Below are 26,629 nucleotides of genomic sequence, written 5' to 3' on the forward strand. Positions count from 1 at the left end.
CTGAGAGGACACCTGATGCCCCTGGTACAGATCACCGGGAACGCGTGGACGCACCAAGGTCAGCCCATCGGGCCTGAGCGGCGACCCGAGCTGTTCTTCGCGCCGAAAGCGCACGGGTTCGGCGACGACTCTCTCCTCATCGGGGTGGAAGCGAAAGCCGACCTGCAGGCGTCGGGGTACTTCACCGTGATGGTGGAAGCCGCCCCGGGGTTGCTGTATCAGCCGCGGATGCGGTGGCTGCTGAACCCTGCGGAGCAGGACCCGGAGCAGTGGGCGTACGGGTACGCGGAATGGCCGTTCCTGATCGCCCCCGGAAACGGTGGCGTCATCGGCGACCTGATCGGGGTGTTCCCGCCGGGGACGATCCTTGTCGGTATCGGCGAGCCGCCCATCGGTGGTGTCGTGTGGATCGACATCACGGACGAGACAGAGAACGGTGTCGCCGTGTGGGCACCAGAGGGGACGTTCTGATGGCTGCTCGCATGGTGATCGTGGGTCGACTGCAGGTCGCGGGGGCGACGTCGATGGCTCTCGCGATCCGTCAGCCGACGGAGGTGCAGAGAGCTGTCGACGACCGTATCGTCCCGGTGGCTGCGCAGGTCATCGCGGAGGACTCGACGATTATCGCCGGCGCTTCGGCGGCGGTGAAGACGCAGCTCGCGGAGGAGGAGATCCCGACCGGCGCGCGTCAGGTGACGCCCCGGAACCGGAAGGCTGCGATCTTCGCGGCGAATGGTCGCGTGCTGTTGGCGTTCAACCGCTCCGATGGTCGCATCGACGACGAGAGCGCACGCGCGGTCGGCGCCCGCATCGGTGAGGTGGGTGCTGTGGGCGCGTCGCTGCGCGCCTGGTCGCCCCGCTTCCCGTGGTCGCACGTCTGGTCCCAGAACGGGCGCGTCACGCTGTACCTGGACAAGCACACGGGCGAGCTCATGCGCGGCGACGGCACCCCCGTCTCCTCCACTTCGACGGACACGCTCGAGCAGTTCAGCGCGGGCGGCGACTCGATGACGTGGGACGCGGACCTCCCCAATCCTTTGGACGGCTGGTCTGCACAGTTCACCGCGGAGACCGGGCACGCTTTCGTCCGCCGAGGCCGCCCTGGTCTGCGGATGGAGGAGATCGCGTGGACGCTCGGCGGCACCTCCGTGTCGACCGTCGTCACGGGTGGTGTGGCGTCGGCGACGTTCAACGTGACCACGTTCGCCCCGATCCAGCCGTTCCGTGCCGGGGCGATGGACCCGATCCCCGTCATCGGGATGACCGATGATCACCGCACGATCCGAGGCACCCTCATCCGGGTGAACACGGACGAAGCGACATTCATCCGCACCGACGGCGGCCCGTCGATCACGACGGCGAACCTCCGTATCCGCGCGGTCCGCCCTAACCGTGACTCGCTGCTGATCGTCGGCGGTGGGACGAACAACATCCCCCTCATCGAAGCCGGGACGCAGACGGTCGAGCAGGTGTTGCAGTCGTTCCGTGATGCGGTGAATGGTCACCGTGGCCCGCTGATGATCTGGGGTCCGTCGGATCGTGGACCGTCGGAGGGCCCGTCGACCGCGCGAGGTCAGGCGATCCGCGCGATCGAAACCGGCCTCGCGAACGAGTGGGGTGCCGCGTGGACTCCGGTCCGTTCGTACCTCGCGAGTCAGCAGGCGATCGACGACCTCCCGAAGGTGAGCAGCTACACCCCCACCTCCGAGGATCTCGCCGCGATCGCGGTGAACACGGTCCCGCCCGGGTTCCGCATCCTCAATGGCACCAACGGGTCCGTCCACTACAGCGAGGTCGGCATGGACCTGCAGACGTACCGGTTCGTCGGCGCCGCCTACGAGCGCGCTCTCCTGTGATCGAAAGGACTTCACCGTGAGCACTCCCAACTGGAACCTTCTCGAGTCGTCGGTGCCGCTCGACAACCCGCAGAGCCGCCCCCTCGTGCCGCCGCGCGCGAATCCCATCGTGTCGGACCTGTTCACCGGCGGTGACACGGCGGACATCAACGGTCGCACCCCGGACAACGGGTTCGGTGGGACGTCGGGCCTGGCGTGGGCGGCCAACGTCGCGAACTCCTTCGCGATCGCCAACGGCACCCTCGTCCGCGGGTCTGCCCTCACCTCGGGCCGTGCGACCCTCCCGGGTGCGAACGGGGACGTCGAGGCTGGGTTCACCATCACCGGTCTGCCACAGTCGGACGGGCACAGCCTGTTCCTCGACGTGCGGTCGAACCTCGCCGCCGGGGCCTCGGGCACGCGCAACGCGTACCGACTGCAGCTCACCCGCACCGCAGGCGTCCACATGGTGCAGCTCGTCCGCCGCGCCGGCGCTGGAACGAACGTAGGCAACCCGAAGCCGGTGAAGCTTGGCGACCGTGTCGCGATCCGCGCCGTCGGTGGCAGCCTTCTCCTGCTGGTCAACGACTACGACGTCGAGTCGTACACCGATCCGTCGCCGATCGCGGCCGGCGGGCACGTCGGGTTCGAGTCCGGCAGCAACGCGGTCTTCGGGGCCAAGGGCTTCTACGTCGAAGAGATCCTCGGCTGAGCCGGGAAGGGGGCGAGTTGTGACCCTGATCGGTATGGAGTCTCTGGTTCGGGAGATCGAGGCTGAGTTCCGTCACGTGAACGCGACGGTCAAGTTCCAGGCAGTCCAGGCGGGCGCCACCCTCATGGGCGGGAAGGTCGACCTCGTCAGCTACACCACCGTGGACGGGGAGAAGATCACTTTCTCTCCCGAGGTGGAGATGAAGCTGATCAACGGTGTCCTGACCGTGCCGGTGAACCTGGAACCCACGGATGGTTCGTGGGGGTGGTCGGTGAAGGTGTCGATCATCTCGGGTCGGCATCACAAGACGTGGTTGAAGGGTGTTCCGGTTCGACCCGATGGTGTTGTGGTGCCGTTCGGTGATCTGCCGAACCTGGACCCGGCGACGTTGCAGCCGACGGAGGATGTTCTCGACGCGTGGGCGACCGTGCGTGCGGAGACGTTCCAGGCGCGGGACGACACCGAGGGTCTCCGGGATGAGACGCTGACGCTTCGTGACGAGGCTCGGGAGGCTCTCGCAGAGGTCGAAGTGCGGACCCTGACGGCAACCCCGGACCCCGACGACCCGACGGTCCTGATTCTCACGTTCCCGTCGTTCATGCTCGACCCGGACGGGTCTTCGATTCTTCTGCCCTTGGAGGCCACCACATGAGCACCACCACAGGACGCGTCCCGCTGCTCGAACCGGAAACTGGCCGGTTCCCCGACAAGTACACCCCGCAGGGCGCGCTCGATGCCGCCGTCGCGGCGGAGGGTGCCCGAGATGACGCAGAGGGCTTCGCGCAGGATGCCCAGAACGCGGCTGCATCCATAGCCAAGGGTCAGCCGAATGGCGTCGGATCACTGGACGCGTCGGGGAAGCAACCCGAAGCGCAGGTGCCGGAACGGCTGTCCACATCGCAGCTTTCGAGCACGTTTGTGGCTGTCCGAACCTCGGACGGCAAGGCGCTCCCCGCGGGGACGATCGTCGTGATCACGCTCGACAAGACGCTCGCGCAGGTGACCGCCACCCCGGTCGCCGACATCGCCGACATCACCTTCCAGCAGACGGGAGCCTGACCCATGGCCTACATGAAGGACTCCACCGGTCGACGGCTCGACGGTTTCCAAGTTGCACCCATGGCTCCGTATGCAATCCGACCCGGCGTCAAAGCTGTCTTCCTCGGAGACTCGATCACGCACCGCTCGAACGCTGCGGCCGACCGGGGGTGGGTGGATCAACTCCCTCGCATCCTCGGCACGTCCGTCATAGCCGCGTCGTCGGTCGAAGCTGGGGTGCCCGGGGAGACGTCTGCGGCGATGCTTGCGCGGTATGGCTCCGCGGTGCGCGCCAATGGCGCGCAGGTGCTCTTCCTCCTTGCTGGCACGAACGATGCGGGCCAGGGTCGGACCCTCGCGCAGTTCGCCGCCTCGATCAAGGGCATCGCCGCCGAGGCGCGCCGAGATGGCGTTCCGCTCATCATTGGGACCACACCCCCGCTTGGTGCGTCTCGACCCGCGGCCGACAAGCTGCGCGTCCAGCAGTACATCGCGTGGCTCACGGCATGGGCTCCCACCGCGGGAGTCGTCGTTGCCGATGTGTATCGGGCGCTCGTGGCTAATGGCAGCGAGGCAATGGTGGGCGGCTACGATGACGACGGCATCCATCCCAACACCCTCGGACACCAGAAGATTGCCGAGGCATTCGCTGCCGCGTTCACCAGTCGCTTTACGGCAGAGACGTTGCACCCCGTGCAGGCTCCGTCGGCATTCAACCTCGTCGCGAACCCGCTGTTCGCGGCGGACTTCGCGTCAGGGTGGTTCAACCCCGGAGGCGGGTCGGGGGCAGCGCCGACCAACACGGTAGAAGCAGACAGCACCGGCAAGCTCATCGCGGGCCAGTGGGGCAAGATCGCACTGGACGCGACCGGCCAGGCCAGCTTCACGCGGCGCTCGTACTCGATCACCGGGCTCACCCCTGGGGACAAGCTCCTGGTCACAGCCCGCACTCACCTCACGGACGCGACCGGCGGCATCCTCGCCGCCATGCAGGGCGCGGCTCCCACGGCTGACGCGTCCCTTCGCGTCACGAGGCCGAACCTGACCACTGTGCAGAACCTCAACGGCCCCGCCGGCGTCCTCAACCCCGGGCCTATCATGCGTGTCGTGACGGTTCCGGCGGGCGAGACGAGCATCTACCTCACCGCTCAGTTCTCGCTACCCGCAGGCCAGAGTGGTGCTTTCCGTATCGGCGAGGTTGGCGTGTTCAACGTCACCAACCTACCCGACCTCGCCGCGCTCTACGCCTGACCCGCTTCACCTTCTGACGCCCTCAGTGTTCTCCTCCCTTGTGGGGGTGACACTGGGGGCGTCTCCACTTCCCGGCGCCATCGCCGGGTTGAGTAACACCGCGTCAACCACAGAAGGAGACATCATGACCGACGCAACCACCACCACTCCCGTCCCCACGCCCGGACGCATCGTGCTCTACACCCTCTCCGAGGACGACGCGAAGCGCATCAACAAGCGCCGAGACGACGCGATCGCTCGCGCTCACGAGCACAAGCAGCATCCCGAGGAGACCGGCTTCCAGGTCCACTTCGGCAACCGCGTCAACGCGGGCGACGTGCTCCCGGCTGTCGTCGTGCGCGCCTGGGGGACCACACCGGAGTCCTCCGCCAACCTGCAGGTCTTGCTCGACGGCAACGACACCTTCTGGGCCACCTCGGTCAGCGTGGGAGAGGGTCAGCGTCGTTTCGCCTGGCCCACCCGGAACGCCTGACCCACAACACCATGACGCCCCCGGCGCCTGCTCTCGAGCGGGCCGCTGGGGGCGTCATTTGTCGTTGGTGGGTGAAAGCGCGACTGGGGTTGAGTTGGAGGGTGGGGGTGACGTTCCAACCCGGGTTTCACGGACAGTGACAGCGTTTCTCCACACCACCACCGACACGACAGAACGCCCCCTCCCGCACCGCGTGGTTGCGGGGAGGGGCGTTCTCGTGCGTTACGCGGCGAAGTCGACCGTCACCGAATGGTGGTCAGCTCAGCGGTTCGGGCGGGTATGAAGAAAGCCCCCGCTCGGCGAGTCGGGGGCTGCTCTTCTGCTCATCATCACCCGTCCTTCGGGGTGAGGGGTTGGTGGTCAGATGTGTCCGGGGCGTACGTCCTCGGGGTGGAAGGCCTGGATGCCGGTGTCCGTGCGGATGCGGAGCGAGGTCTTGCTCACGGTGAGGAGTGTCCCGTGGATGTGGGTGTTCTCGAACATGCCGACGTAGGTGACGGCGCGGCCGCCGTTGGCCTTCCATGTCTTCCAGTCGGTGATGCTCATGTTCTTGATCCTTTGATGCGGGGGTGGGGTTGCTTTGTGCCGTTGGCGGGGACTCCGTCGTCCCCTGCTCATCTTCTGGCGCGCCGCGTTGCCGCGTTCACCGCCACCGGCCTGATGGTGTTGTCCATGTGGGATACGTTAGCCATGTTCCAAATGGGACGCAAGTCGGTTCAAGAGTCAATCTCGCCATACCCGAGCGACGCTGACAGGCGGCGCATGGCTGCGGTCTCTCGCTCCCTATTGCCGCCACTGCGGTAGGAGCGGGACATCTGCACGGTGGAGTGCCCAAATATGCGCATGATGTCGGCTTCATCGACGTGTGCGGCGTACATCATGTCGATTGCGGTGTGCCGGAGGTCGTGAAGCCGGACGGGGCGGTTGATGCCGACCGCCTCGCGAACGCGCGGCCATGCCGTTGACGCATCCTCCGGATCGATCGGCGTGCCGTTGTCGGTGAAAACCAAACCGAACGCGTTCGACGGCGCAAGTTCCCGCCAGCGCAGCAACCACGATCGCAGCGGCTCCACCAACGGGATGATGCGCCACCCCGCCTGCGACTTGGGCCGCGTCCAGTAGAGCGCCCTCGTGACGGGTCGATACTCGTAGTCAGCAGGGGCCACAATTCGGCGGTCAGGGCAAGACGCCGCACGCGAGAACCCGCACGCTGCCTTCTGGCGCGGAGCCGGACGTGCCCCGCACCCGTGACTCCACAAGATCCGTTGCAACTGCCACGACATGTCGATGTGACCGTCTCGGATTCGATCCCACTCGAGCCCTAGGACTTCTCCTCGACGGGCACCGGTGAGCATGTAGGTCGCCCACAGCAGAGCCTCGGGGGAATCGCCGAACACCTTCAGTAGTCGAATCACCTCGTCTTGCGTGAGAACCTCAAGCTCGACCCGACCTTTTCGAGGCGTGTCCATGAGATCGCATGGGTTGCGTCCGATGAGACCTTCGCGCTCGGCGACTCGGAATGCGGCCGACATCACGCTGAATGCGTTGCGCTGGTAGTTCTGCGCCGTGCCGTTATGCTCCATGAGCGTCAGCACCTTGCGCACGTCGCCCGGAGTCAGCTTCTCCATCCGGACGGAACCGATCGCGGGAATGACGTGGCGGTTGATGATCGACCTATACGAGGGGGATCGCAGACGGGCGCTTCGTCTTCGGCGCGATCTCGTCGATCCAGTGATCCAACCACTTGCCGACGGTACCCGATGCGGTGGGCATGTCCCCGCGGTCCTGCAGGTCGCTCCGCATCCGTGTGAGCTCGCGGATCAGGTCGGCTTTGTTCTTCCGACGGACCACCTTGCGCCGGCGGATGGGCTTGCCGTTCGCGTCGAACTCATGCGCGGGGAGCTCGATGCGAGCGACCCAGAGGCCCGTCTTTGCGTCCTGAGAGACGCTTCCCTCGCCCTTACCTCGCACTGTTCGCGCTCCGTCCGTGGTGTGCCCGATGGTGTACCCATCGTGTACACGGGTACACCCTTGCAGGGGGCTCCGACATCGACGTATTCGCGCGGAATAAGGGATCTTGAGCGTATCCCAAACGGAGCAGATATAAGTTTCCGGTACCAAAGGTCGCAGGTTCGATTCCTGTCGGGGGCACCAGTCGGGACAAGGGATCGCGGGTCATTCAGACCCGCGGTCCCTTACCTCATGGCAACACGGTGGCAACATTTCCTAGAAGCTTTAGGCTTCCGAAGTGATCGAGGCGCCACCGCCGGGGGTAAGAACGAAGCGATTCTCGAGAATCGGTTTCCACTCCTGCGGGTCAGGAGGAACGTCTCCCGCTTCGGGTTCCGTCTCATGTTGACGCGCATGGGAAACAAGGCAAGCGAGCGCGTCGAGACGCCAGTTGGCTCTCACGATCGACAGCACAGCGTCCACTAGCGCTTCTTCATCCACGGGTTTGCGGTGTCGGGGCGTGTGAAATTCGAGACTCTCGCGCGACCACTGACCCAGGTCTGTCTCATGGAGCAGGTCATGGACGTACCGGTTTCTCTCTTGATAGGCCGCGTAGATGTCGTCGAGAGCTGCTTTGGCTGCGTCCGCGAAATATTCGTCGGCCGGACCGAGTCTTCTCTTGATTTCCCGCACCAGCTCGGCAAAGTTCTGTGGTCCGTCTTTGAGATCTGCAGGATTCGGGCGGTCCTGTAGCCATCCGTGCACGTCTCGAGCGGTGCTTTCCATCGCCACTGCGAGCCTCGCCATGAGACCGATGCGGAACGTCGCCCTCTGATCCGCGGAAAGACTCGTAAGGTCGGGCAGGTAGCTCTCTGCGAGTGTCCCAGGCGGGGCTACGTGGTTCATCCTTGACTCCGTTCCGATTCTCGAGTTCGAGCGGTGTCCAAGGCGGCCGCGACCGCGTCTAGATCATCGTCGCTCGGCATCAACAAGGCTGGCCGCCTGCGGCGCGTTCCCGCCGCGTGATCGAAGAACGCATCCCGAATGCATTCGTGAAGCCGACTCAGCCGGGAGATCTCAGTCCGCGTGCTCGATAAGAATGCTCGCGCCGTTGTGCGGGTGATACGACCATGAGATCGAGTAGCCGTCCCATTCGTCAGTCTGGCGGCCGTCGAGCGCCCGGGTCTGACTGATCTCGGCCTCGATCGCAGCCGGCGCGTCGAGACTATTGAGGACGCACGTCATCTGCGAGTAGGTCGGGCCGTCGTACTTCGTGACCCGGTTCAACTGCACGGCCTCTCCGGAGTCAAGGATCTGTACGGTACTCGAGAACGTGACCCCGCATTTCGTGAGTCGGTCCCGAAACGTGTCCAGGCGCGCCGCCTCGGCGGCTTCCTGTTCCGCAGCGATACGTGCGGCTTCGTCAGCGGCAGCTTGTTGGGCAGCGTGCACGGATACCGGAATGGCGATCGCAACGGCGACGACGAGAACACCAACGCCACCCGCGATCCATGGCCACGCCCGTCGCCTCGGGCGTGGTGGTGACTCGCCGATTCGTGCCTGTGACTCGCTCATCACGCCCCCCATTCTTGAGTCGAGATTAGACCCTATGCTCCAGCTATGACCTGGCAGATATTCGTAGCGTTCGCCGTCCCCGTGCTCGGCCTGCTTGGCTCACTGCTTACGAGCAACCGGGACCCTGGGGAGTACCGTCGACTCAAGCACGCCGCAGAAGCCCTTTCGGCTGTGCCCGCCGAGTCGGCCGCGTTCGATGCCCTCGACAAACTCGTGGCAGTTCAGGCCGAGGGGCTACGAGGACGAGAGACCGTGAGGCTGGCCCGGAATCTCAACGTCTTCAACCTCGTCTTTGCGATCATCCTTGGGGCAGTCGGCGCGCTCACTGCGTTCTGGCTTTGGAACTGGTCCGCCAGCGTCTGGGGTACGCCCGCCTCCTGGCTCGTTGCCCCTGCGTGCGTCCTACTCGCCTTGGTAGTCGCACTCATTGTCGGTGCCGGCTTCTCAACGATTTTCAAGCCGCCCGCGCCGAAGAAACCGCGAACCTCGCCAAGTTGACCCCATCGAAGACCCCGGGGGAAGAGGGTAAGTCGAGGAGCGAAGCGCTGGGCATGGGAGGGGTGGGTGTCCCAGGGGCGGCCTCTTGTACTCCGATTGCGGCGCTACTTCTCGCACACGGTCGTCGCCGGGTGCAGAGGGACAGGCGAACTGGATGCCAGCGTGTTGTCGCATCCAAAGACGTTGCGAGAACGGTCCTCCCTCTCGTAGAAGCCCATCTCGGGAGGCTCGATGGCTCCCGTGAGGGTGATGGCGTTGTCCGCGAAGACGTTTCGGTACCCCCAATCGCGGGTACCGATTTGCGTGGTGGTCGTTCGCATCCCGAACCTCAGCCCGCTGGTGACTGTGTTTTTCATCACGAGATAGTCGTCGCCTTTGACCTGGAGAGCGGCGTAGATGCTTTGTTCGTGCTGGGCGGAGAAGACGATGGTGTTGTTGTAGATGAGGCCTCCGGTTGAGCTCTCTTTGGCTTCGATTCCCTCGGCGGTGACGTTGGTGATGGTGTTCCAGACGACGATGTTTCCGTCGCTGTTGTCCACATCGCACGGGCCGGTGCAGCTGTTGTTGCCTTGGGAGTTGCCGATGTAGATGCCCTCGCCATATCGGCCGTCTTGGAACCATGTCACGCCGTCGCCGGGTATCGTCCCGTCGAGGCCCGTGTCGGAGATCGTGTTTGCGGCGAAGAGGTTGTTACTGGAGTTCTTCTGCGCGTACATGCCGCCTTGTGCAGTGTTCTTGATTCGCAACCCGTAGAAGCGGGAGTCGTCCGTGTATCGCAACTCCACGCCCTTCTGAGCGTTGGTGATGGTGAAGCCATTTACGTGAATGAACGAGCTGTTGTAGACGCGCACTCCGATGTCGCCGTTCATGTTGACAGGGTTTGGGTAGGCCTGAACCACTGCATTGCGAGACCCACAAAGGGAGATCATCTGTGATGCGCTGCCGTGTTTGTGGCTGACGGTCAGTGGGCCATAGACCCCGTCCGAGAGGCGGATCGATGTACCGGGCGTAGCGGCTGCGATCGCAGCGTTCGCGTCCTCCGTGTTCGACACTACGACTGTGGGTGGTGGGCAAGTGGAGACGTCCGCCGAGCGAGGCTGGAGGTACGGCTGCTGGTGCACGACGGTTTGCGATCGCTGCGATTCGGTGCCGCCAAATGAGACGGCAGTCACGTCGTAGGTATAGGTCCGCCCGAACTCGAGTCCTGCGTCGAAGGCCTGGGTGTTTTCGTGCCCTTCGACGGTGAGGACGCGTTCGCGAGGCTGCCCGGACGATGACCTGTATATGTAGTACTTGTTCGCAGCTTCGACTTGCGGCCAGCTCAGCGTGAGCCCCGATCGTTTGGCGTACGGCTCTGAGGCGGACGGAGGGGTTGCCGTGATGGGCCTGCCCTCGATAGCAGAGAAATCGAGGATCTCGAACGAGTCGAGATGAATGCTCTTGGCTGATGCAGTCGACGCATTGGCGTCGGCAGTCCACTCGATACGAAGGGTGTGGGTGCCGAATCCGGTGGGGTCCGAAGCTGTGCTGAGCATCCCTTTTTTGAACTGATTCTCCGCGGCGTATCGGTCGACGCGTTCTGTCTCGACCCCGTCGAGCAAAACGCGCGCGACACCCGACGTAGGGCTCCTGCGCGCTATCCAATCGATCGCGGAACCCGTGAACTGGATCTCCGCCCAACCAGGCGTCGTGCGAAATCGGCTGTAGTCGAAGCGGTCTTCGCTGTTCGTGAGACCGTCCCACGGCGTCGGCCCATACGTGATTCGAGGATCGTCGACCTTCACGACACCGGCAGGCACGTCATCCTCCGCAGCCGCGGCCACACCAACCGGCATCCCGGCACCAGCGATCAGCGCGAATGTCGCCCCCAAGACGACCCAAGCTCGCATCTTCATTTAGCCCCCATTGCTACGCCAACCTCTCGCGCAGCTTATTGCCCAGCGACCCGCGGTGCGGGCGCCGGTTGTGACGGCTCGATGTCGAGCGAACCGAAGAGGACCGCATGAGTAATTTCCGCGGCGGACGTGTTGCAGAACGAGACACTCGAGCTCGTGCGGAGCAAGCTATAGATTTAGCGCACATAAGTTACCGAGCAAGCTAAGAGAACAAGGTACCTGATCTGCCGCGAAGGAGGATCGAGTCCCGTTGCCGGGTCGCTGCGCTGGGCTGTGGAGGTATCCCGCTGGTGGCAACACCGTGGCAACAGATGACGTGATTCAGCGCGATCCGAGGTCACTCACAGTGATTGAGACGCCCCGTAATCACGAGCTTTCGCGAGGTCGTCGCGCCAGGATGCGAGCCGTCCTGGGCTTCCGGTACCAAAGGTCGCAGGTTCGATTCCTGTCGGGGGCACCAGCCGAGAGGAGCGATCGCGGGGAATCGCGGTCCCTTGTCTTTTAGCCCGTGAAACAAACGGACGGCGTTTCGCGTCGTCGAGTGCGACTGCGGCGCGGTCCGGACGGCCGATATCCGCACAAGCAGTCGTGCGCGGTCTCGAACTGGCAACTAGCTCCTGACGGGCGGAAGCGCTGACCTCATCGCGAGACGGTCTCGATTCGCTCGAGCCTCGCTGGCGGTTGATCATGGGCGGGCGGTTTCGAACCTATTCGCGGAGTCTTGGCTCCGGCTTAGGTCGGCCGTGCGACGCGGGTACGGATGCTGGCGATCACCTGGCGGTAGTCGAACGAGACATTCAGTGGTGGCCTCGCCTCCCATCCGTCCGCGAATGGGTGCAGGATTCGTCCGACATCGCGTCGCGCCCCATGCGCTGGCGCTTCATCGAGCTGCCACCCGCCGATGTCCGCGAGCGGGTGCGACTCGACGATCCGAAACAGGTTGTGCAAGTCGATCCCGTCCTTCATCGCGCGGCGGTTTCTCCAGGCATACGCCTTGAGCATGATCGCGCCCTCGACGGAAGGGACGTTGGTCGCAAAGAGCAACTCCTCATCGTTGCTGAGCATGACTGACACTTCGAGCGAAAGCGGCCGCGCCAGAGCAACGCCGAGACCCGGCATGCTGTCGAACCTCCGGCCGCCGAGCGTCTCCTCACGCAGCCGGGTTTCCAGGTTCGGCACGAGCAGGTCCACCGTGAGGGTGGTGTCGCCCGAGCCCGGCCGTTCGTATCGATTGCTATTGGTGGGCGAGTAGCCGAGCGCGATCAGCCGATCGTGCGCGGTGCTCGTGCTGGCCAACGCACGCGGGATACCTCCATCTGCGTCTCCTGTGCGGCGCGTGACCGAGCCGGGGCTCGGGAAGTGAGCGCACAGCATCGACACCATCTGGCCGCCGATGATGCCAGACTCGTCTTCGCCGTCAAGGACCTGCGACAGGTCGGCGAGAGCCCGAAACGCAGCGTCGTCCGCCGCGGTGCGCGAGACGAGATGCGTGTCAGGCATCGGTGTGCTTCGCGTACCAGCGCACGACGTACTCGCGGAGCTTGTCGACGGCTTCGTCCTGGTCGCCCGTTGTGGCCGTACGCAACACGTCATACGCCGCGATCGCCGGGTCGACGACGCCTTCCTTCCCCCACGCTGCGGCGGTCGACCACAGAGTTGGATCACTCGGGATCGTGACGAGCATCGTGTAGTCCGACTCGTCTGCCAGGACGTAGCCCTCGGAAGCGAGGTCGATCGGCTCCTTCGCGTAGCCGACGACGCGCTCGGAAACTCGCCATGGTGCGATCGCGTCCGCTGCGAAGTCTCCGGAGAGCAGTGTGCCGCGGGCGGCAATTTGTTTCGCCTGCTCGTCCACAGGTCGATCGCTCCACCAGTAGAAGGACTGACCGCCGGGGCCAGGGTAGGTGGCCACGAGCTTGTCGAACAGCTTCGCCGCGTCCTCCTCGTCGGGCAGCTGGCGCAGGGCATTGGAGACAGAGCCCTGCGTCGTGCCGGCGAGCTCGGCAAGCCGGATCTGGTCGTTGCGCGGCGCGCCAGCGAGAAGAGCCCGCCACACTGCGTAGCGGGCATAGGCACGCGGCCCCCTCTTGACCGGCTGCGCCGAGGGCGTCTCCACAAGCACGTGGATCTCGCCGTCGTGAACAACTCGATCGTCGAGGACGAGCGTCATGTCTCGGACCGTTCGCGCCCACTCGATTGCATCCCTCGTCGCGCGCGGTGCGACGACGACGAGGTGTGTGTGATCCGAGAGTGACTCATGCGCCGAGTACGTCTTTTGAAGCCAGGCCCGCTCCGGAAGTCGCCTGGTGGTCTTGAACTCGAAGTGGGTGAGCTCACCGTCGATGAGGATGCCGAGATCGGACATCTCCACGCGCGCACCGCTGCTGCGAAGCTGCTTGACAACCCGACCGGCGTCCACATTAACCCCCGTATTAAAGAAAACGCGCTTCGCGTATATTCTAATATCACGATCGACAACACGCGTCAGGTTGCTGAGGTCGACCTGGCTGACGTGCTCGTACTCGTCAACATCCTCATGAACGTGAACATCGTCGTCTTCACGAAGAGCGTCGTCGTCCGCACCATCACGAGCACGTGCTCATGAACTTCTTGAGCGTCATCGTCGCGATGACGCTCGCGTACAGCGCGGCATCGTACGCGCGGGGACTCAGCCGGTGGCCTCCTTCGTTAGCGTTGCACCGCTTTCACGTGCGCGCAGGCCTGGTGCCCTTACGGCCGATCGGACCGGGCAAGAACCCGCTGGTCACATCTCACTGAGCATCCGGAAGCAGCTGGAACGGCGACACGTCTCGAGCATCACCAACGCACCCCCCCATTTGGGAGGCAGAAGCCCGACCTGATTCCGTCGCGTGACCTCTCCTACTGATTGACCTCGTAGCCGAGTGCCACCGCAATGACAAGCGCCGCGAATCCAAGGAGCAGAACCACACCCGCCACGACCTCAAGTCGCGGCAGCGCGGCGAACAACCACAGGAGCCAGCGCGGTGGTTCGCGGTCTCGTCCTCGCTCGTCCACCAGCCCAGCATGGCGTATCGGCACCGCAATGATTGCAGCCGGCACTGCTCGATCTTGGGCACCAGGCGTCGTCCTGTGACCATCACAACTCGCGGCGAGATCGGGCGGCACGGGCCCTGATATCGACTCCGGCGGAATTGCGGCGGCTCGCTGAGCAGCGCCGCTCGCTGACACCAGAAGCGCATTGTATCGTGATGCGATACACGATACGCTCGGTCCGTGATCGTGAGCTTCAGACACAAGGGGCTTCAAGCGCTCTACGAGTCGGGCTCTAAGAAGGGTGTGCAGCCCGCGCATGTGCCGAAGTTGACCCGCATCCTCGGTCTCCTCGACGTCGCGCAATCGCCGGCCGACCTCGCGATTCCTGGGTACCGTGCCCACGAGTTGAAGGGCGATCTCGCCGGACACTGGTCGCTTTGGGTGAACGGGAACTGGCGTGTCACACTCCGATTCATCGGGCAGGACGTCGAGCTCGTCGACTACCAGGACTATCACTGAAGGAGGACCGGAGGATGATGATGATGATGAAGCACCCGCCGCACCCCGGAGAGATCATCGGGGAGGACGTACTCGGCGAACTCGGCCTCACCGTCGCAGAGGCGGCTGCGCGCCTCGGTGTCGCCCGTGTCACCCTCAGTCGTGTCATCCATGGACATTCCGGGGTGAGCCCGAACCTTGCGATCCGCCTCGAGCGTGCGGGCGTCGGAACCGCGCGCGCCTGGATGGCCATGCAGACCACCTACGACCTGGCCCGCGAGCTCGACGGCAAGACCCACGACGTCCAGCCCCTCGTAGTCGCATAACGTCGCCCAGACGAGAGTCGATTCACCCGCCCGCAGACCCGTTCTCACCAACCCGATCGACTCAGGTCCGATACTCGATGAGTCCTTCGGCGCGAAGCTCGTCGAGGGTCGTCCGCACGGCGCTGCGCGCGTCTCCGTCGGCCGGGTTGCCGTGCGCGCGCACCGCGGCGGCCACCAGGTCGTCCAGCGTCACACCGCTCGCCAGCCGCCAGAGCGTGGGCCCGATGCCGTCGAGGACGTGGACGGAACTCCCGCCCTCTCCGCTGCGTCGCAGCACGGCGAGCCGGCCGTCGGCGAGGGTGATGGCATCCAGAGCCGGTGTCCGCGCGTACCCCTGGGCGGCAGACGCCGGGACGATCGCCGTGCGCTCGAGCGTCGAGATCGCGTCACGCGGGGGTGACGCGAGAAGGTCGCGGATCAGCGGCAGAGCGTCCTCCGCCTCACGGTAGCGGAGGCGGAGGGGCCCACCGACGCTCTCGATGTGGCCCAGCAGCGTCGCCAACGGTGCATCGAGCTCGGAGAGGTAGCTGCATTGCGGGGCGATCGCGGCGATGGCATCCGTCATGTCCAGCGGCTCGAGTCCGGCGACGGGGGCATCCTCGTCACGGTCGAGGACGACGATCGCGTGCAGGCGCAGTGGTGTCGACGGCAGGTCGCGGAGGCCGAGACTCCCCGGCGGGAGCTGGTGTTTGGCTCCGGCGCCGACGATGACCGAGAGAGGCTTCCGGTACGGCAGCACGGTTCCGTCGGCGGTCACGCCGACGCTCTCGTCGGTGACGTAGGCGAACTCTCGCGCGAGGCGCGACATGAGCGTGGTCTTGCCCATGCCCGAACGGCCGGAGAAGAGCACGACCCTCCCGCGCTCGTCGGCGACGGCGCCGGCGTGGACCATCCAGAGCTCGCCCCGGCGTGCCGAGAGGGCGGCGAGCGTCACTCGTGTCGTGAGATCGGCGGCGGCCGCGTCGAGGGGCAGGTCCGCGCGGCACCGTACGACGGACGCGGGCGCCGCGCCTCTGCTCGAGCGAGCGCCCGACCACCCTCCAGCGAGCAGATCGCGGTCGGTCGGCGAGAAGCTCGAGACGTCGATCCGGACGGTGACCCCGAGCGCGTCGACGTCGAACGTGGTCAGGGGGCTCGGCACGGGCGTCAGTCTGTCCGCACCGCCGAGGCGTCCGAATCGCGGCGCGACGAATCGCGCGAGGGTGAAAATGCGCGAGTGGGCGTTGTCAAGACCTTCCCGCGATTCGGTCGGGCCTTGGGATGCTGGGGATACTCTTGAAAGGAGCCTGCCATGAGCATCGGAGCCGGCATCGCGCTGTTCGTCATCGGCGCCATCCTCGCCTTCGCGGTGAACCTCCCGAACGACTTCGTGAACCTCAGCATGATCGGCTACATCATGATGGGGGCGGGCGTCGTCGTCTTCCTCATCGGGATCGTGCTCCTCGTTCGTCGTCGGCAGACCGACACGGTGACCCGCACCGAAGGAGTCGGGGGAGCGCAGGTCACGCGCTCGACGACGCGCTCCTCGAACGACGACCTCGTGTGAGACCCTCGGGGTCCCCGCCCCGAGAGAGCCAAGATGACCGAATCGATTCCCACCGCGCCGTACGACGCGTCCGCCGAGAACCTCTTCGACGGCCGCTATCGCCTGGGGCGCGTCCTCGGACAGGGTGGTTACGCGCGCGTCTATGAAGCGGTCGACACGTCCCTCGGCCGGACCGTCGCCCTCAAGGTGATCGACGGTGAGGGAGCAGACCCCTCGGATGCCGCGCGCGTGCGCTCCGAGATCCGCCTGCTCGCCTCGCTGTCGCACCCCTCGCTCGTGACGCTCTACGACGCGCGCCTGGCGACGACTCCCGCGTACCTGTCGATGGAGCTCATCGCGGGTCCCACCCTCACCGATCTCATCGCCCGCGGACGGATGTCGGCCGAAGACGTCGCTCGCACCGGCGTCGAGATCGGGGAGGCGTTCGCGGTGATCCACGCGCGCGGGATCGTGCACCGCGACGTCAAACCCTCGAACATCCTCATCCGTCCCGCCGCCCACCCCGGGGAGAAACCGCGAGCCACGCTCGCCGACTTCGGCATCGCGTCGCTCGTGGGAGCCACGCGCCTGACCCGGGCGGAGACGGTCGTCGGGACGGCTGCCTACCTGAGCCCCGAACAGGCACGCGGGATGCCGGCTGCTCCGGCGAGCGACGTCTACTCCCTCGGGCTCGTTCTGCTGGAAGCCCTGACCGGCGCGCGCCCCTTCGCGGGACGGACGCCGCACGAAGCGCTCGCCGCCCGTCTCGTCGCGGCGCCGGAGATCCCCGCGCGAATCCCCGACGCGTGGCGCGACGTCCTCGAACGGATGACGGCGGGGGATCCCGCCGAGCGCCCGGATGCCGCCGCCCTCATCGTCGCCCTCCGCTCCCTGTCCGAGGTGCCGGTGCCCAGCGCCGCGCGGACAGCGGTTTCCGGGGCGACGGGCGAGTCGCCCACCCGTGTCCTGCCGGAGGAGCCCCCGCCCACCCGTGTCTTCGACAAGCCGCGGCGGCGGATCTCGCGCCGCGCCGCGATCGTGGCATCCGTCATCGCCGTCCTCCTCGTCGGCGGTGGCACGGCCGCCGCCGTCGCGCTGAACGGTTCGCCCGCGAGCGCCACGCCCGACCTGCCCGCGCTGCCCGCTCCGCTCGACCAGCATCTCAGCGACCTCTGGACGGAGGTCGGGCCGTGAGGCGTCGTGTGCTCCCCGTGGTCGGGGTCCTTGTCGCGATCACCGTCGCGCTCGCCGGATGCACGCCGCCGGCCACCGAGCCGACCGCGTGGCAGAGCACCGTTCGCACCGTCGCCGATCAGGCCTCGGCCGGCGACTACGCATCCGCCCTCGCCACTCTCGACGCGCTCGAGGCGGAGGTGACGGCCCGTCGTGATGCCGGCGAGCTGTCTGCCGAGGAGGCAGCCGCGATCCTCGACAGGATCGCGACCGTCCGCGCCGATCTGACGTCCTTGGCGCCGACGCCTACGCCCGAGCCCACGCCCGAGCCCACGACGGAACCGACGCCCGAGGAGCAGCCGAGCATCTCGGACGACGGGTCGTCGGACGACCAGGCGCCCGCGAATCCGGGTGATCAAGGCCCGGGCGACAACGGCAAGGGCAAGGGCCCGGGCAAGGACGATCAGGGCCCGGGAAACGGGAGAGGCCCCGGCAAGAAGGACGGCTGACGACGTCTTCCCGCGCCGCGGACCGAACCACCCCCGCGGCGTGCGAGGATTGCTCGGTGCCGCGCCGGGTGACCGCTGAACTCGACCTCGATCTGGGGGCGTCCGTCGACCTCATCTTCCAGATCACCGCCGCGCAGGGCGTGCCCCTCGCGAGCGAGAACCTGACCTTCTCGCAGGGCGACCGCCTCTATACCCCCACCGAGATCGTCGACCAGTCCGGCAGCCGTCTGCACAGGCTCACCGCCGAGCAGGGGCCGCTCTCGGTGCGGTACGACGCGGTCGTGCAGGGGCCGTCGCAGACTCCGCGCACGAGCGACCTCGAGACGATCACCTACCTCCGCCCCAGTCGCTACTGCCAGTCCGACGAGGTGTTCGCGCAGGCGCGGCGGCAGTTCCGCGGACTCGCCGGGGCAGACCTCCTCGCCGCGGTCTCGAACTTCGTCGCGACGACGGTGACCTACACACCGGGGCTCAGCCTCGGTACCGACAGCGCGGTGACCACGCTCATGACCGGTCAGGGAGTGTGTCGCGACTACGCGCACGTCGTGATCGCCCTGCTGCGCGCGATGGACATGCCCGCGCGCTACGCGGCGTGCTTCGCCCCCGGCCTCGAGCCGATGGACTTCCACGCGGTCGCCGAGGCGTACCTCGACGGTGCGTGGTACGTCGTCGACGCGACCCGCCTCGCCGACCGCCGCTCGCTCGTCCGGATCGCAACGGGGCGTGACGCCGCCGACTGCGCCTTCCTCAGCTACCACGGCGGATACGTCGGTCTCGAGCGCATGCACGTCGATGCGGTCCTCGAGAACGAGATCCCGGATGCCACGGCCCCCGACGACCACGAAGCCCTGGTGCAGATCGCCTGAGGCAGGCCGCCCGATCGTGGCTCATCTGCAGGATCGGCGCGGCCGCGGCCGTCCCACCGGCCCCACGGAGCGACATCAGCCCCACGGGTCATGCAGATGGACCGGCATGCGGGACCGACCACGCCGCCTAGAATTGGGGGGCTATGGATCCCGCTGCCCTCTCCGCTGCCCTGCTCGCCGTCATCGTCCCGCTCGCGGAGGCGCGACGAGAGGGGTCCTCGGCCGGGCTCAGCGCCGCCGACCTGCCCCTCGAGCGCCCGAAGAACCGCGACCACGGCGATTGGGCCTCCAACGCCGCGATGAAGCTCGCGAAGGTGGTCGGCGCGAACCCGCGTGAGTTCGCGGCCGAGATCGCCGAGGGCCTCGCATCCGTCGACGGTGTCGCGAGCGTCGAGGTCGCGGGCCCCGGGTTCATCAACATTCGACTCGATGCGGCTGCCGCCGGCGCCCTCGCGAAGACGATCGTCGAGCAGGGCGCGGCGTTCGGAACGAACGACAGTCGCGCCGACGAGATCATCAACCTCGAGTTCGTCAGCGCCAACCCCACGGGGCCGATCCACCTCGGCGGAACGCGGTGGGCCGCGCTCGGCGATGCCCTCGCGCGCATCCTCTCGTCGCAGGGTGCGAGAGTCACCCGCGAGTACTACTTCAACGACCACGGTGCGCAGATCGACCGCTTCGCCCGCAGCCTCGTCGCCGCTCACCAGGGCGACCCGACCCCGGATGACGGCTACGGCGGTGCCTACATCGGCGACATCGCGAAGCGCGTCGCCGAGGCGTACGACGGCGACATCGACGCTCTCGACGCGGAGGCCAAGCAAGAGGCGTTCCGCGAGCTCGGCGTCAACTTCATGTTCGACGAGATCAAGCAGTCGCTGCACGAGTTCGGCGTCGACTTCGACGTCTACTTCCACGAGAACGATCTGCACAACTCCGGTGCGGTCGAGCGCGCCGTCGCGCGCCTGCGCGAGCTCGGGCACATCTTCGAGGCCGACGGCGCCACCTGGCTGCGCTCGACCGAGTTCGGCGACGATAAAGACCGCGTCATCATCAAGTCCGACGGACAGCCCGCGTACATCTCGGGTGACCTGGCGTACTACCTCGACAAGCGCGAGCGCGGCTTCAACCGCTGCATCATCATGCTCGGCGCCGACCACCACGGCTACGTGCAGCGGCTGATGGCGATGTGCGCCGCCTTCGGCGACGTGCCGAACGTGAACCTGCAGGTGCTCATCGGCCAGATGGTCAACCTCGTGCGCGACGGCCAGCCGATGCGCATGTCCAAGCGCGCCGGAACGGTCGTTACCCTCGAAGACCTCGTCGAGATCGTCGGAGTGGATGCCGCCCGCTACGCCCTCACGCGGAGCTCTGCCGATTCGAACCTCGACATCGACCTCGACGTGCTGCAGAAGCGCACGAACGACAACCCCGTGTTCTACGTGCAGTACGCGCACGCCCGCACGCACAACGTGGCGCGCAACGCCGCGGCATCCGGAGTCGACCGCTCCGAGTTCGCGCCCGAGCTCCTCGACCACGAGTCGGAGTCGGCCCTGCTCGGCGCCCTGCAGGAGTACCCGCGCGTCGTCGCCCACGCCGCGGATGTCCGCGAGCCGCACCGCATCGCCCGCTACCTCGAAGAGGTCGCCGGCCTCTACCACCGCTGGTACGACAACTGCCGCGTGATCCCGCTCGGCGACGCGCCGGTCGAGCCCGTGCACCGCACGCGCCTCTGGCTGAACGACGCGACCGGCCAGGTCCTGCGCAACGGACTGACCCTGCTCGGCGTCTCGGCTCCGGAGCGGATGTAACGGATGACGGATGCCACGGCTCGCACGCCGCGCAAGAACGGCCGGTGGATCGCGATTCTCATCGTGGTCGTCGTCGTGGTGGCGGGTGCCGCGGTGGCGGCCGAGTTCATCGCCCGGTCCGTCGTCTCGAACACCGTCCGTTCGCTCGTCGTGGAGAAGATCGGTCTCCCCGACGACCAGGACGTCGACGTGGAGCTGGGTGGGGTCATCCTGCCGCAGCTTCTCACCGGCCGCCTCGACGATGTGACGATCACCTCGGACGACGTCACCCTGGGCCCCATCACCGGTGACGTGCGCGCCGAGATGAAGGGCGTCCCGGTGTCGGGCGGCGGCGCCGCCGACGGGGGGACCGCGTCGATCCGCCTCGACGAGCAGCAGCTGCGCACGCTCCTCGCGCAGATCCCCGACTTCCCCTCCGGAACGGTCGCGATGGCCGCCCCCGATCTGACGTTCACGAACGAGCTGTCGGTGTTCGGAGTGGGCATCCCGGTCGGAGTGTCCGTGACGCCGGGTGCGTCGAACGGCGACCTCACGCTCACCCCGACGGGTTTCCAGCTCGGCGGGAACAGCATCGACGCCGACACGCTCCGGGCGCAGTTCGGGGGAGTGGCCGATGTGGTGCTTCGCTCGCAGAGCCTCTGCTTCGCTGACCGCCTCCCCGCGGCGCTCACCCTGACCTCGGCGACCGTCCAGGGTCAGAACCTCGTCGCGTCGTTCGACATCGACGGTGAGGTGCTGAACGATCCGGCACTCCAGCGCGACGGCTCCTGCGGATAGGGCGCGGGAAGGGAGCGGCATACGCCGTGCCCTAGACTGCTAGGGCTGCCCGCCGCGTGACTCTCCGCGGGGGCGGCAGCCGTGATCCGCGGCCGTCGCGTCGCCGCAAAACCCGATTGGTCCCTCTGTGTCCGCCTCGCACTCCGCGCTCGTGCCCGAGTGGCTCACCGCCCCGGCCGATGCGAACGAGCTCGTCGCTCCCGTCTGGCCCGCGTCCGCCCGTCGCCGCGACGATGGTTCCGTCGAGGTCGGCGGCGTGTCGGTGTTCGACCTCCGTGATCGTTTCGGCACCCCGCTCTACGTCCTCGATGAGGACGAGGTGCGCGCGCACGCCCGCCGCGCCCGCGCCGCGTTCGAATCCGCGGCGGCTCGTCATGGCATCCGCTCCCGCGTGTACTACGCGGGCAAGGCGTTCCTCTCGACCGAGGTCGTCCGCTGGGTCGTCGACGAGGGCCTCGCCGTCGACGTGTGCACCCGCGGCGAGCTCGAGGTCGCCCTCGCGGGCGGTGCGGATCCTGCGCGCCTCGGCTTCCACGGCAACAACAAGAGCGTCGCCGAGCTGGAGCGTGCCGTCGAGGTCGGCATCGGCTCCGTCGTCGTCGACAGCCCGATCGAGATCGAGCGTCTCGCCGCGATCGCCGACCGCCGCGGCGCTGTCCAGTCGGTGCTCGTCCGCGTGCGCACCGGCGTCCACGCCGAGACCCACGCGTTCCTCGCGACCGCGCACGAAGACCAGAAGTTCGGCTTCTCGCTCGAGGGCGCTGCCGAGGCGGTCGCTCGTATCCGGGAGCTGCCGAGCCTGCGCTTCGTCGGTCTGCACGCGCACATCGGCTCGCAGATCTTCGACTCCTCGGGCTTCCGCGAGTCGGCGGCGCGCCTCGTCGACCTCCACGCCGATCTGCTCGCCGGGGGAGAGATCCCCGTGCTCAACGTCGGCGGAGGCTTCGGCATCTCGTACACCTCGGTCGACGACCCGAAGCCGATCGAAGAGATCGCCGACGGCATCCTGGATGCCATCGCCGACGAGTGCGCGGTACGCGGCATCCCGATGCCCGACGTCGCCACCGAGCCCGGCCGCGTCATCGTCGGCCAGGCCGGTGTGACCCTGTACGAGGTCGGGACCGTCAAGACCGTCGCGGCGACCGAAGACCTCGAGCGCACCTACGTCAGCGTCGACGGCGGGATGAGCGACAACGCCCGCCCTGCCCTCTACGGCGCCGACTTCTCGGCGCGGATCGTCTCGCGGACGAGCTCCGAGACCCCCGCGCTGTCGCGCGTGGTCGGCCGGCACTGCGAGTCGGGCGACATCGTCGTGGATGCCGAGTACCTCCCCGCAGATGTGACTCCGGGCGATCTGCTCGCGGTGCCCGCCACCGGTGCGTACTGCTTCTCGCTCGCGAGCAACTACAACTACACCCCCCGTCCGCCGGTCGTCGCCGTCCGTGACGGTCAGGCCCGCGTCATCGTCCGCGGCGAGACCATCGACGATCTGCTCTCACGCGACGCCGGCATCCCGGCATCCGCCCCCACCGCAACACCCCACGGAGACACCGAATGACCGACTACCGCACGCTTCGCGTGGCGCTCCTCGGCGCCGGCGCCGTCGGCTCGCAGGTCGCCGACCTGCTTCTCAAGCACGGCGACGAACTCGCCGACCGCGCGGGCGCGAAGCTCGAGCTCGCCGGCATCGCCGTGCGCAACCTCGATTCCAAGCGCGACGCCGACCTGCCGCGCGAGCTCTTCACGACGGATGCCGAGACCCTCATCGTCGGCAGCGACATCGTGATCGAGCTGATGGGCGGCATCGAGCCCGCCCGCACGCAGGTCCTGCACGCGATCGCCTCGGGCGCCGACGTCGTCACGGCCAACAAGGCGCTCCTTGCCACCCACGGCTCCGAGGTGTTCGAAGCCGCCGACCAGGTCGGTGCGGAGGTCTACTACGAGGCCGCCGCGGCCGGCGCGATCCCGATCATCCGACCCCTGCGCGACTCGCTCGCCGGCGACCGCGTCGTGCGCATCATGGGCATCGTCAACGGCACGACGAACTACATCCTCGACCGCATGGACACCGAGGGCGCCGACTTCGCCGACGTCCTCGCGCAGGCGCAGGCGCTCGGCTACGCCGAGGCCGACCCGACGGCCGATGTGGAGGGATACGACGCCGCGCAGAAGGCCGCGATCCTCGCCAGCCTCGCGTTCCACACGACGGTTCCCCTGGATGCCGTGCACCGCGAGGGCATCACCTCGGTCGACGCCGCGATGATCGAGTCCGCGCGCCACGCCGGTTACGTCATCAAGCTGCTCGCGGTGTGCGAGCGCCTGACGGCCGCCGACGGCGCGGAGTCGATCTCGGTCCGCGTCTACCCGGCTCTCGTCGACCGGTCGCACCCCCTCGCGAGCGTCCACGGCGCGAACAACGCCGTGTTCGTGCAGGCAGAGGCGGCGGGTGACCTCATGTTCTACGGCGCCGGTGCCGGCGGAGTGCAGACCGCCTCGGCCGTGCTCGGCGATGTCGTGTCGGCCGCGCGCCGACACATCGCCGGGGGAGTGGGGGTCGGCGAATCGACCCGCGCCAACCTCCCCGCCGTGCCGATCGGGCACGTCATCACGCGCTACCAGATCACCCTCGAGGTCGACGACAAACCGGGCGTGCTGGCCACGGTCGCCGGCATCCTGAGCGAGGGGCGCGTGTCGATCGCGACCGTCGAGCAGACCGTCATCGAGGCGGACGAGAACACTCACACCGGCGGCTCCGCTCGCCTGGTCATCGGAACACACAAAGCCCGCGAGCAGGACCTGAGCGAGACCGTCGAGCGTCTCGCCGCGAGCGGCGTCGTCGAGCGCGTGGTCTCCGTGCTGCGCGTGGAAGGGAACTGAACATGGCACACCTCTGGCGCGGAGTCCTCCGCGAATACGCCGACCGGCTGGGCGTCACCGACGCCTCCACCGTCGTCACCCTCGGCGAGGGCGGTACGCCGCTGCTGCCCGCCCCCGCTCTCTCGCGCCGCACCGGTGCCGACGTGTGGGTCAAGTACGAGGGCATGAACCCCACCGGTTCGTTCAAGGACCGCGGCATGACCGTCGCGCTCTCGCGCGCCGTCGAGCACGGCGCCAAGGCCGTCATCTGCGCCTCGACGGGCAACACCTCGGCTTCGGCCGCGGCCTACGCCGCGCACGCCGGGATCACGGCCGCGGTGCTCGTCCCCGAGGGCAAGATCGCCATGGGCAAGCTCAGCCAGGCCGTCGCGCACAACGGCCGCCTCATCCAGATCCGCGGCAACTTCGACGACTGCCTCGAGATCGCGCGCGAGCTCGCCGATCACTACCCGGTGCACCTGGTCAACTCGGTGAACCCCGACCGCATCGAGGGGCAGAAGACCGCGGCGTACGAGGTCGTCGAGGTCCTGGGCGACGCTCCCGACTTCCACTTCATTCCGGTCGGCAACGCGGGCAACTACACCGCGTACTCGCGCGGCTACCGCGAAGAGGCCGCTCGCGGCGTCGCGACGCGCGTTCCCCGCATGTTCGGCCTCCAGGCCGCGGGTTCCGCCCCGCTCGTGCGCGGCGAGGTCGTCAAGCAGCCCGAGACGATCGCCAGCGCCATCCGCATCGGCAACCCCGCGTCGTGGGACCTCGCCCTCGAGGCGCGCGACGCGACCGACGGCTGGTTCGGCGCGATCGACGACGCCGGCATCCTCGAGGCGCAGAAGATCCTCGCCGGCGAGGTCGGCATCTTCGTCGAGCCCGCCTCGGCGATCAGCGTCGCGGGGCTCCTCGACCGCGCCGAGGCGGGGATCGTCCCCGCCGGCGCCAAGGTCGTGCTCACCGTCACCGGCCACGGCCTCAAGGACCCGCAGTGGGCCCTGCGCAAGGCCGACGGCACCGACGTGCAGCCCACCGTCGTCGACGCGGCCACCTCGGAGGTCGCCTCCGTGCTCGACCTGCAGCCGGTGACCGCGTGACCACAGGCCCCGGCCGTCGGGTCGCGGTCCGTGTTCCCGCGACGAGCGCGAACCTCGGGCCCGGCTTCGACACCCTCGGTCTCGCCCTGAGCGTCTACGACGAACTCGTCGTCGAGCAGCTCGACGACGGCCTCCTCGAGATCGACGTCGAGGGCGAGGGCACGGCCGACGTCCCCCGCGATGCGTCGCACCTCGTCGTCCGCGCGATGGCGCACACGTACGCGTCGGTCGGCCGCGCCCTTCCCGGGTTGCGGCTGACCGCGCACAATGTCATCCCGCACGGCCGCGGCATGGGCTCGTCCGGAGCCGCCGTGGTGGCCGGCATCCTCGCCGCCAAGGGCCTGCTCGAGGGCGAGGTGACCTTCAGCGACGTCGACCTTCTGCGCCTCGCGACCGAGATGGAGGGTCACCCCGACAACGTCGCGCCGGGCCTGTTCGGCGGTCTGACGATCGCGTGGATGGATGCCGAGGGCCCCCAGCACAAGCAGCTCATCGTGCACCGCGGTGTGTCGCCGCTGGTCTTCGTGCCGAGCTTCACGATGTCGACTGCCGTCGCGCGAAGCCTGCAGCCGCTGCAGGTGCCGCGCGAGGACGCCGTGTTCAACGTGTCGCGTTCGGCCCTGTTGATCGCCGCGATGACGCAGAGTCCCGAGCTGCTCATGGCCGCGACCGAAGACAAGCTGCACCAGAACTATCGCGCCCAGGCGATGCCCGAGACCGACCGGCTCGTGCGCGCCCTCCGCGCCGAGGGGTATGCAGCCGTCGTGTCGGGCGCGGGACCGAGCGTGCTGGTTCTCGCCGATGGGCCGGGGCAGCGACTTGCCGCGGCGGATCTTATGGCATCCGTGGTCGACACCCCGTGGCAGGCGCTCATGCTCGCCGTCGACGTCAAGGGTGGTACAGTGAAAATCGCAGAGGGTTCCGCGTAAGTCGCGAATCTGAGC

At 67.3% G+C, this 26,629-nt stretch carries 31 protein-coding genes; 21 read left to right on the plus strand and 10 right to left on the minus strand.

From position 1 onward, the window contains the following. Positions 1-15 precede the first annotated feature (15 nt). The 7 genes from P2P98_RS03235 to P2P98_RS03265 all read left to right on the plus strand — a co-directional run bounded on the left by P2P98_RS03235 (position 16) and on the right by P2P98_RS03265 (position 5,308). Complete coding sequence (locus P2P98_RS03235) at positions 16-471, plus strand: hypothetical protein (RefSeq protein WP_275797167.1); 456 nt, start codon at positions 16-18, stop codon at positions 469-471. Beyond that, complete coding sequence (locus P2P98_RS03240) at positions 471-1,856, plus strand: hypothetical protein (RefSeq protein WP_275797169.1); 1,386 nt, start codon at positions 471-473, stop codon at positions 1,854-1,856. Before P2P98_RS03235 ends, P2P98_RS03240 begins: the two co-directional genes overlap by 1 nt. A 16-nt stretch (positions 1,857-1,872) precedes the next feature. Then, entirely contained in the window at positions 1,873-2,547 is a 675-nt protein-coding gene (locus P2P98_RS03245; protein ID WP_275797171.1) for a hypothetical protein, read from the plus strand. Between the two features lie 19 nt (positions 2,548-2,566). Further along, on the plus strand, positions 2,567-3,199 hold the full coding sequence (locus P2P98_RS03250; RefSeq protein ID WP_275797173.1) for a hypothetical protein: 633 nt from the start codon (positions 2,567-2,569) through the stop codon (positions 3,197-3,199). Further along, positions 3,196-3,606, plus strand: a complete 411-nt coding sequence (locus tag P2P98_RS03255) for a hypothetical protein (protein WP_275797175.1) — start codon at positions 3,196-3,198, stop codon at positions 3,604-3,606. Before P2P98_RS03250 ends, P2P98_RS03255 begins: the two co-directional genes overlap by 4 nt. A 60-nt stretch (positions 3,607-3,666) precedes the next feature. Further along, the gene (locus tag P2P98_RS03260) at positions 3,667-4,836 is read left to right on the plus strand and encodes a GDSL-type esterase/lipase family protein (protein ID WP_275797177.1); all 1,170 of its coding nucleotides are present in this window, start codon (positions 3,667-3,669) and stop codon (positions 4,834-4,836) included. Between the two features lie 124 nt (positions 4,837-4,960). Beyond that, on the plus strand, positions 4,961-5,308 hold the full coding sequence (locus P2P98_RS03265; RefSeq protein WP_275797179.1) for a hypothetical protein: 348 nt from the start codon (positions 4,961-4,963) through the stop codon (positions 5,306-5,308). A 360-nt stretch (positions 5,309-5,668) separates the two neighbouring features. Here P2P98_RS03265 and P2P98_RS03270 read toward each other — a convergent pair whose 3' ends face one another. From P2P98_RS03270 to P2P98_RS03290, 5 genes are all read right to left on the minus strand, one after another. Then, entirely contained in the window at positions 5,669-5,854 is a 186-nt protein-coding gene (locus P2P98_RS03270; RefSeq protein WP_275797180.1) for a hypothetical protein, read from the minus strand. A gap of 170 nt (positions 5,855-6,024) precedes the next feature. After that, positions 6,025-6,936, minus strand: coding sequence for a tyrosine-type recombinase/integrase (locus P2P98_RS03275; RefSeq protein WP_275797182.1), 912 nt, complete (start codon positions 6,934-6,936; stop codon positions 6,025-6,027). A 46-nt stretch (positions 6,937-6,982) separates the two neighbouring features. After that, positions 6,983-7,279, minus strand: coding sequence for a hypothetical protein (locus P2P98_RS03280; RefSeq protein ID WP_275797184.1), 297 nt, complete (start codon positions 7,277-7,279; stop codon positions 6,983-6,985). 264 nt (positions 7,280-7,543) lie between these two features. Then, entirely contained in the window at positions 7,544-8,164 is a 621-nt protein-coding gene (locus P2P98_RS03285; RefSeq protein WP_275797186.1) for a hypothetical protein, read from the minus strand. A gap of 171 nt (positions 8,165-8,335) precedes the next feature. Beyond that, positions 8,336-8,833, minus strand: coding sequence for a hypothetical protein (locus P2P98_RS03290; RefSeq protein ID WP_275797188.1), 498 nt, complete (start codon positions 8,831-8,833; stop codon positions 8,336-8,338). A 45-nt stretch (positions 8,834-8,878) separates the two neighbouring features. Between P2P98_RS03290 and P2P98_RS03295 the strand changes: the two genes are divergently transcribed. Continuing rightward, complete coding sequence (locus P2P98_RS03295; RefSeq protein ID WP_275797190.1) at positions 8,879-9,331, plus strand: hypothetical protein; 453 nt, start codon at positions 8,879-8,881, stop codon at positions 9,329-9,331. Between the two features lie 104 nt (positions 9,332-9,435). On the opposite strand, the gene P2P98_RS03300 is transcribed toward P2P98_RS03295, so the two are convergent. The 3 genes from P2P98_RS03300 to P2P98_RS03310 form a co-directional block, all read right to left on the minus strand. After that, positions 9,436-11,226, minus strand: coding sequence for a right-handed parallel beta-helix repeat-containing protein (locus P2P98_RS03300; RefSeq protein WP_275797192.1), 1,791 nt, complete (start codon positions 11,224-11,226; stop codon positions 9,436-9,438). Between the two features lie 732 nt (positions 11,227-11,958). Continuing rightward, the gene (locus P2P98_RS03305) at positions 11,959-12,726 is read right to left on the minus strand and encodes a hypothetical protein (protein ID WP_275797194.1); all 768 of its coding nucleotides are present in this window, start codon (positions 12,724-12,726) and stop codon (positions 11,959-11,961) included. After that, a complete protein-coding gene (locus tag P2P98_RS03310) occupies positions 12,719-13,396 on the minus strand; it encodes a hypothetical protein (RefSeq protein ID WP_275797197.1) in 678 nt (225 codons plus the stop codon). Before P2P98_RS03310 ends, P2P98_RS03305 begins: the two co-directional genes overlap by 8 nt. Before the next feature lie 153 nt (positions 13,397-13,549). Here P2P98_RS03310 and P2P98_RS03315 point away from each other — a divergent pair, with 153 nt between their 5' ends. Continuing rightward, positions 13,550-13,831: a hypothetical protein gene (locus tag P2P98_RS03315; protein ID WP_275797199.1), complete on the plus strand. Its 282-nt coding sequence runs from the start codon at positions 13,550-13,552 to the stop codon at positions 13,829-13,831. Between the two features lie 275 nt (positions 13,832-14,106). Here the strand turns inward: P2P98_RS03315 and P2P98_RS03320 are convergent, their stop codons facing one another. Then, entirely contained in the window at positions 14,107-14,307 is a 201-nt protein-coding gene (locus tag P2P98_RS03320) for a hypothetical protein (protein ID WP_275797201.1), read from the minus strand. A gap of 180 nt (positions 14,308-14,487) precedes the next feature. Here P2P98_RS03320 and P2P98_RS03325 point away from each other — a divergent pair, with 180 nt between their 5' ends. Both P2P98_RS03325 and P2P98_RS03330 read left to right on the plus strand, forming a co-directional pair. Then, positions 14,488-14,760: a type II toxin-antitoxin system RelE/ParE family toxin gene (locus P2P98_RS03325; RefSeq protein ID WP_275797203.1), complete on the plus strand. Its 273-nt coding sequence runs from the start codon at positions 14,488-14,490 to the stop codon at positions 14,758-14,760. A gap of 14 nt (positions 14,761-14,774) precedes the next feature. Then, the gene (locus P2P98_RS03330; protein ID WP_275797204.1) at positions 14,775-15,065 is read left to right on the plus strand and encodes a HigA family addiction module antitoxin; all 291 of its coding nucleotides are present in this window, start codon (positions 14,775-14,777) and stop codon (positions 15,063-15,065) included. A gap of 61 nt (positions 15,066-15,126) precedes the next feature. On the opposite strand, the gene P2P98_RS03335 is transcribed toward P2P98_RS03330, so the two are convergent. Continuing rightward, positions 15,127-16,206 carry a PqqD family peptide modification chaperone gene (locus P2P98_RS03335; RefSeq protein WP_275797206.1) on the minus strand — a complete coding sequence of 360 codons (1,080 nt, stop codon included), beginning with the start codon at positions 16,204-16,206 and terminating at the stop codon, positions 15,127-15,129. A gap of 150 nt (positions 16,207-16,356) precedes the next feature. On the opposite strand from P2P98_RS03335, the gene P2P98_RS03340 reads away from it, so the two are divergent. The 10 genes from P2P98_RS03340 (at position 16,357) to thrB (ending at position 26,614) form a co-directional block, all read left to right on the plus strand. Beyond that, positions 16,357-16,611: a DUF6458 family protein gene (locus P2P98_RS03340; protein ID WP_058597247.1), complete on the plus strand. Its 255-nt coding sequence runs from the start codon at positions 16,357-16,359 to the stop codon at positions 16,609-16,611. Positions 16,612-16,644: 33 nt separating this feature from the next. Further along, positions 16,645-17,784: a serine/threonine-protein kinase gene (locus P2P98_RS03345; protein WP_275797209.1), complete on the plus strand. Its 1,140-nt coding sequence runs from the start codon at positions 16,645-16,647 to the stop codon at positions 17,782-17,784. Beyond that, positions 17,781-18,272, plus strand: a complete 492-nt coding sequence (locus P2P98_RS03350; protein WP_275797211.1) for a hypothetical protein — start codon at positions 17,781-17,783, stop codon at positions 18,270-18,272. The genes P2P98_RS03345 and P2P98_RS03350 overlap by 4 nt, the downstream gene beginning before the upstream one ends. 56 nt (positions 18,273-18,328) lie before the next feature. Beyond that, positions 18,329-19,138, plus strand: coding sequence for a transglutaminase family protein (locus P2P98_RS03355; RefSeq protein WP_058628459.1), 810 nt, complete (start codon positions 18,329-18,331; stop codon positions 19,136-19,138). Positions 19,139-19,281: 143 nt separating this feature from the next. Further along, positions 19,282-20,946 carry an arginine--tRNA ligase gene (gene argS, locus P2P98_RS03360; protein ID WP_275797214.1) on the plus strand — a complete coding sequence of 555 codons (1,665 nt, stop codon included), beginning with the start codon at positions 19,282-19,284 and terminating at the stop codon, positions 20,944-20,946. A 3-nt stretch (positions 20,947-20,949) separates the two neighbouring features. Continuing rightward, positions 20,950-21,723: a DUF2993 domain-containing protein gene (locus P2P98_RS03365; protein WP_275797216.1), complete on the plus strand. Its 774-nt coding sequence runs from the start codon at positions 20,950-20,952 to the stop codon at positions 21,721-21,723. Between the two features lie 127 nt (positions 21,724-21,850). Then, complete coding sequence (gene lysA, locus P2P98_RS03370; protein ID WP_275797218.1) at positions 21,851-23,281, plus strand: diaminopimelate decarboxylase; 1,431 nt, start codon at positions 21,851-21,853, stop codon at positions 23,279-23,281. Next, positions 23,278-24,600, plus strand: a complete 1,323-nt coding sequence (locus P2P98_RS03375) for a homoserine dehydrogenase (protein WP_275797220.1) — start codon at positions 23,278-23,280, stop codon at positions 24,598-24,600. The genes lysA and P2P98_RS03375 overlap by 4 nt, the downstream gene beginning before the upstream one ends. Positions 24,601-24,602: 2 nt before the next feature. Further along, positions 24,603-25,685: a threonine synthase gene (gene thrC / locus P2P98_RS03380; RefSeq protein ID WP_275797222.1), complete on the plus strand. Its 1,083-nt coding sequence runs from the start codon at positions 24,603-24,605 to the stop codon at positions 25,683-25,685. Continuing rightward, on the plus strand, positions 25,682-26,614 hold the full coding sequence (gene thrB / locus P2P98_RS03385) for a homoserine kinase (RefSeq protein ID WP_058627825.1): 933 nt from the start codon (positions 25,682-25,684) through the stop codon (positions 26,612-26,614). Before thrC ends, thrB begins: the two co-directional genes overlap by 4 nt. Positions 26,615-26,629: the final 15 nt, after the last annotated feature.

Source organism: Microbacterium sp. Kw_RZR3, from assembly GCF_029222405.1.
In the GTDB taxonomy this organism is placed as follows: domain Bacteria; phylum Actinomycetota; class Actinomycetes; order Actinomycetales; family Microbacteriaceae; genus Microbacterium.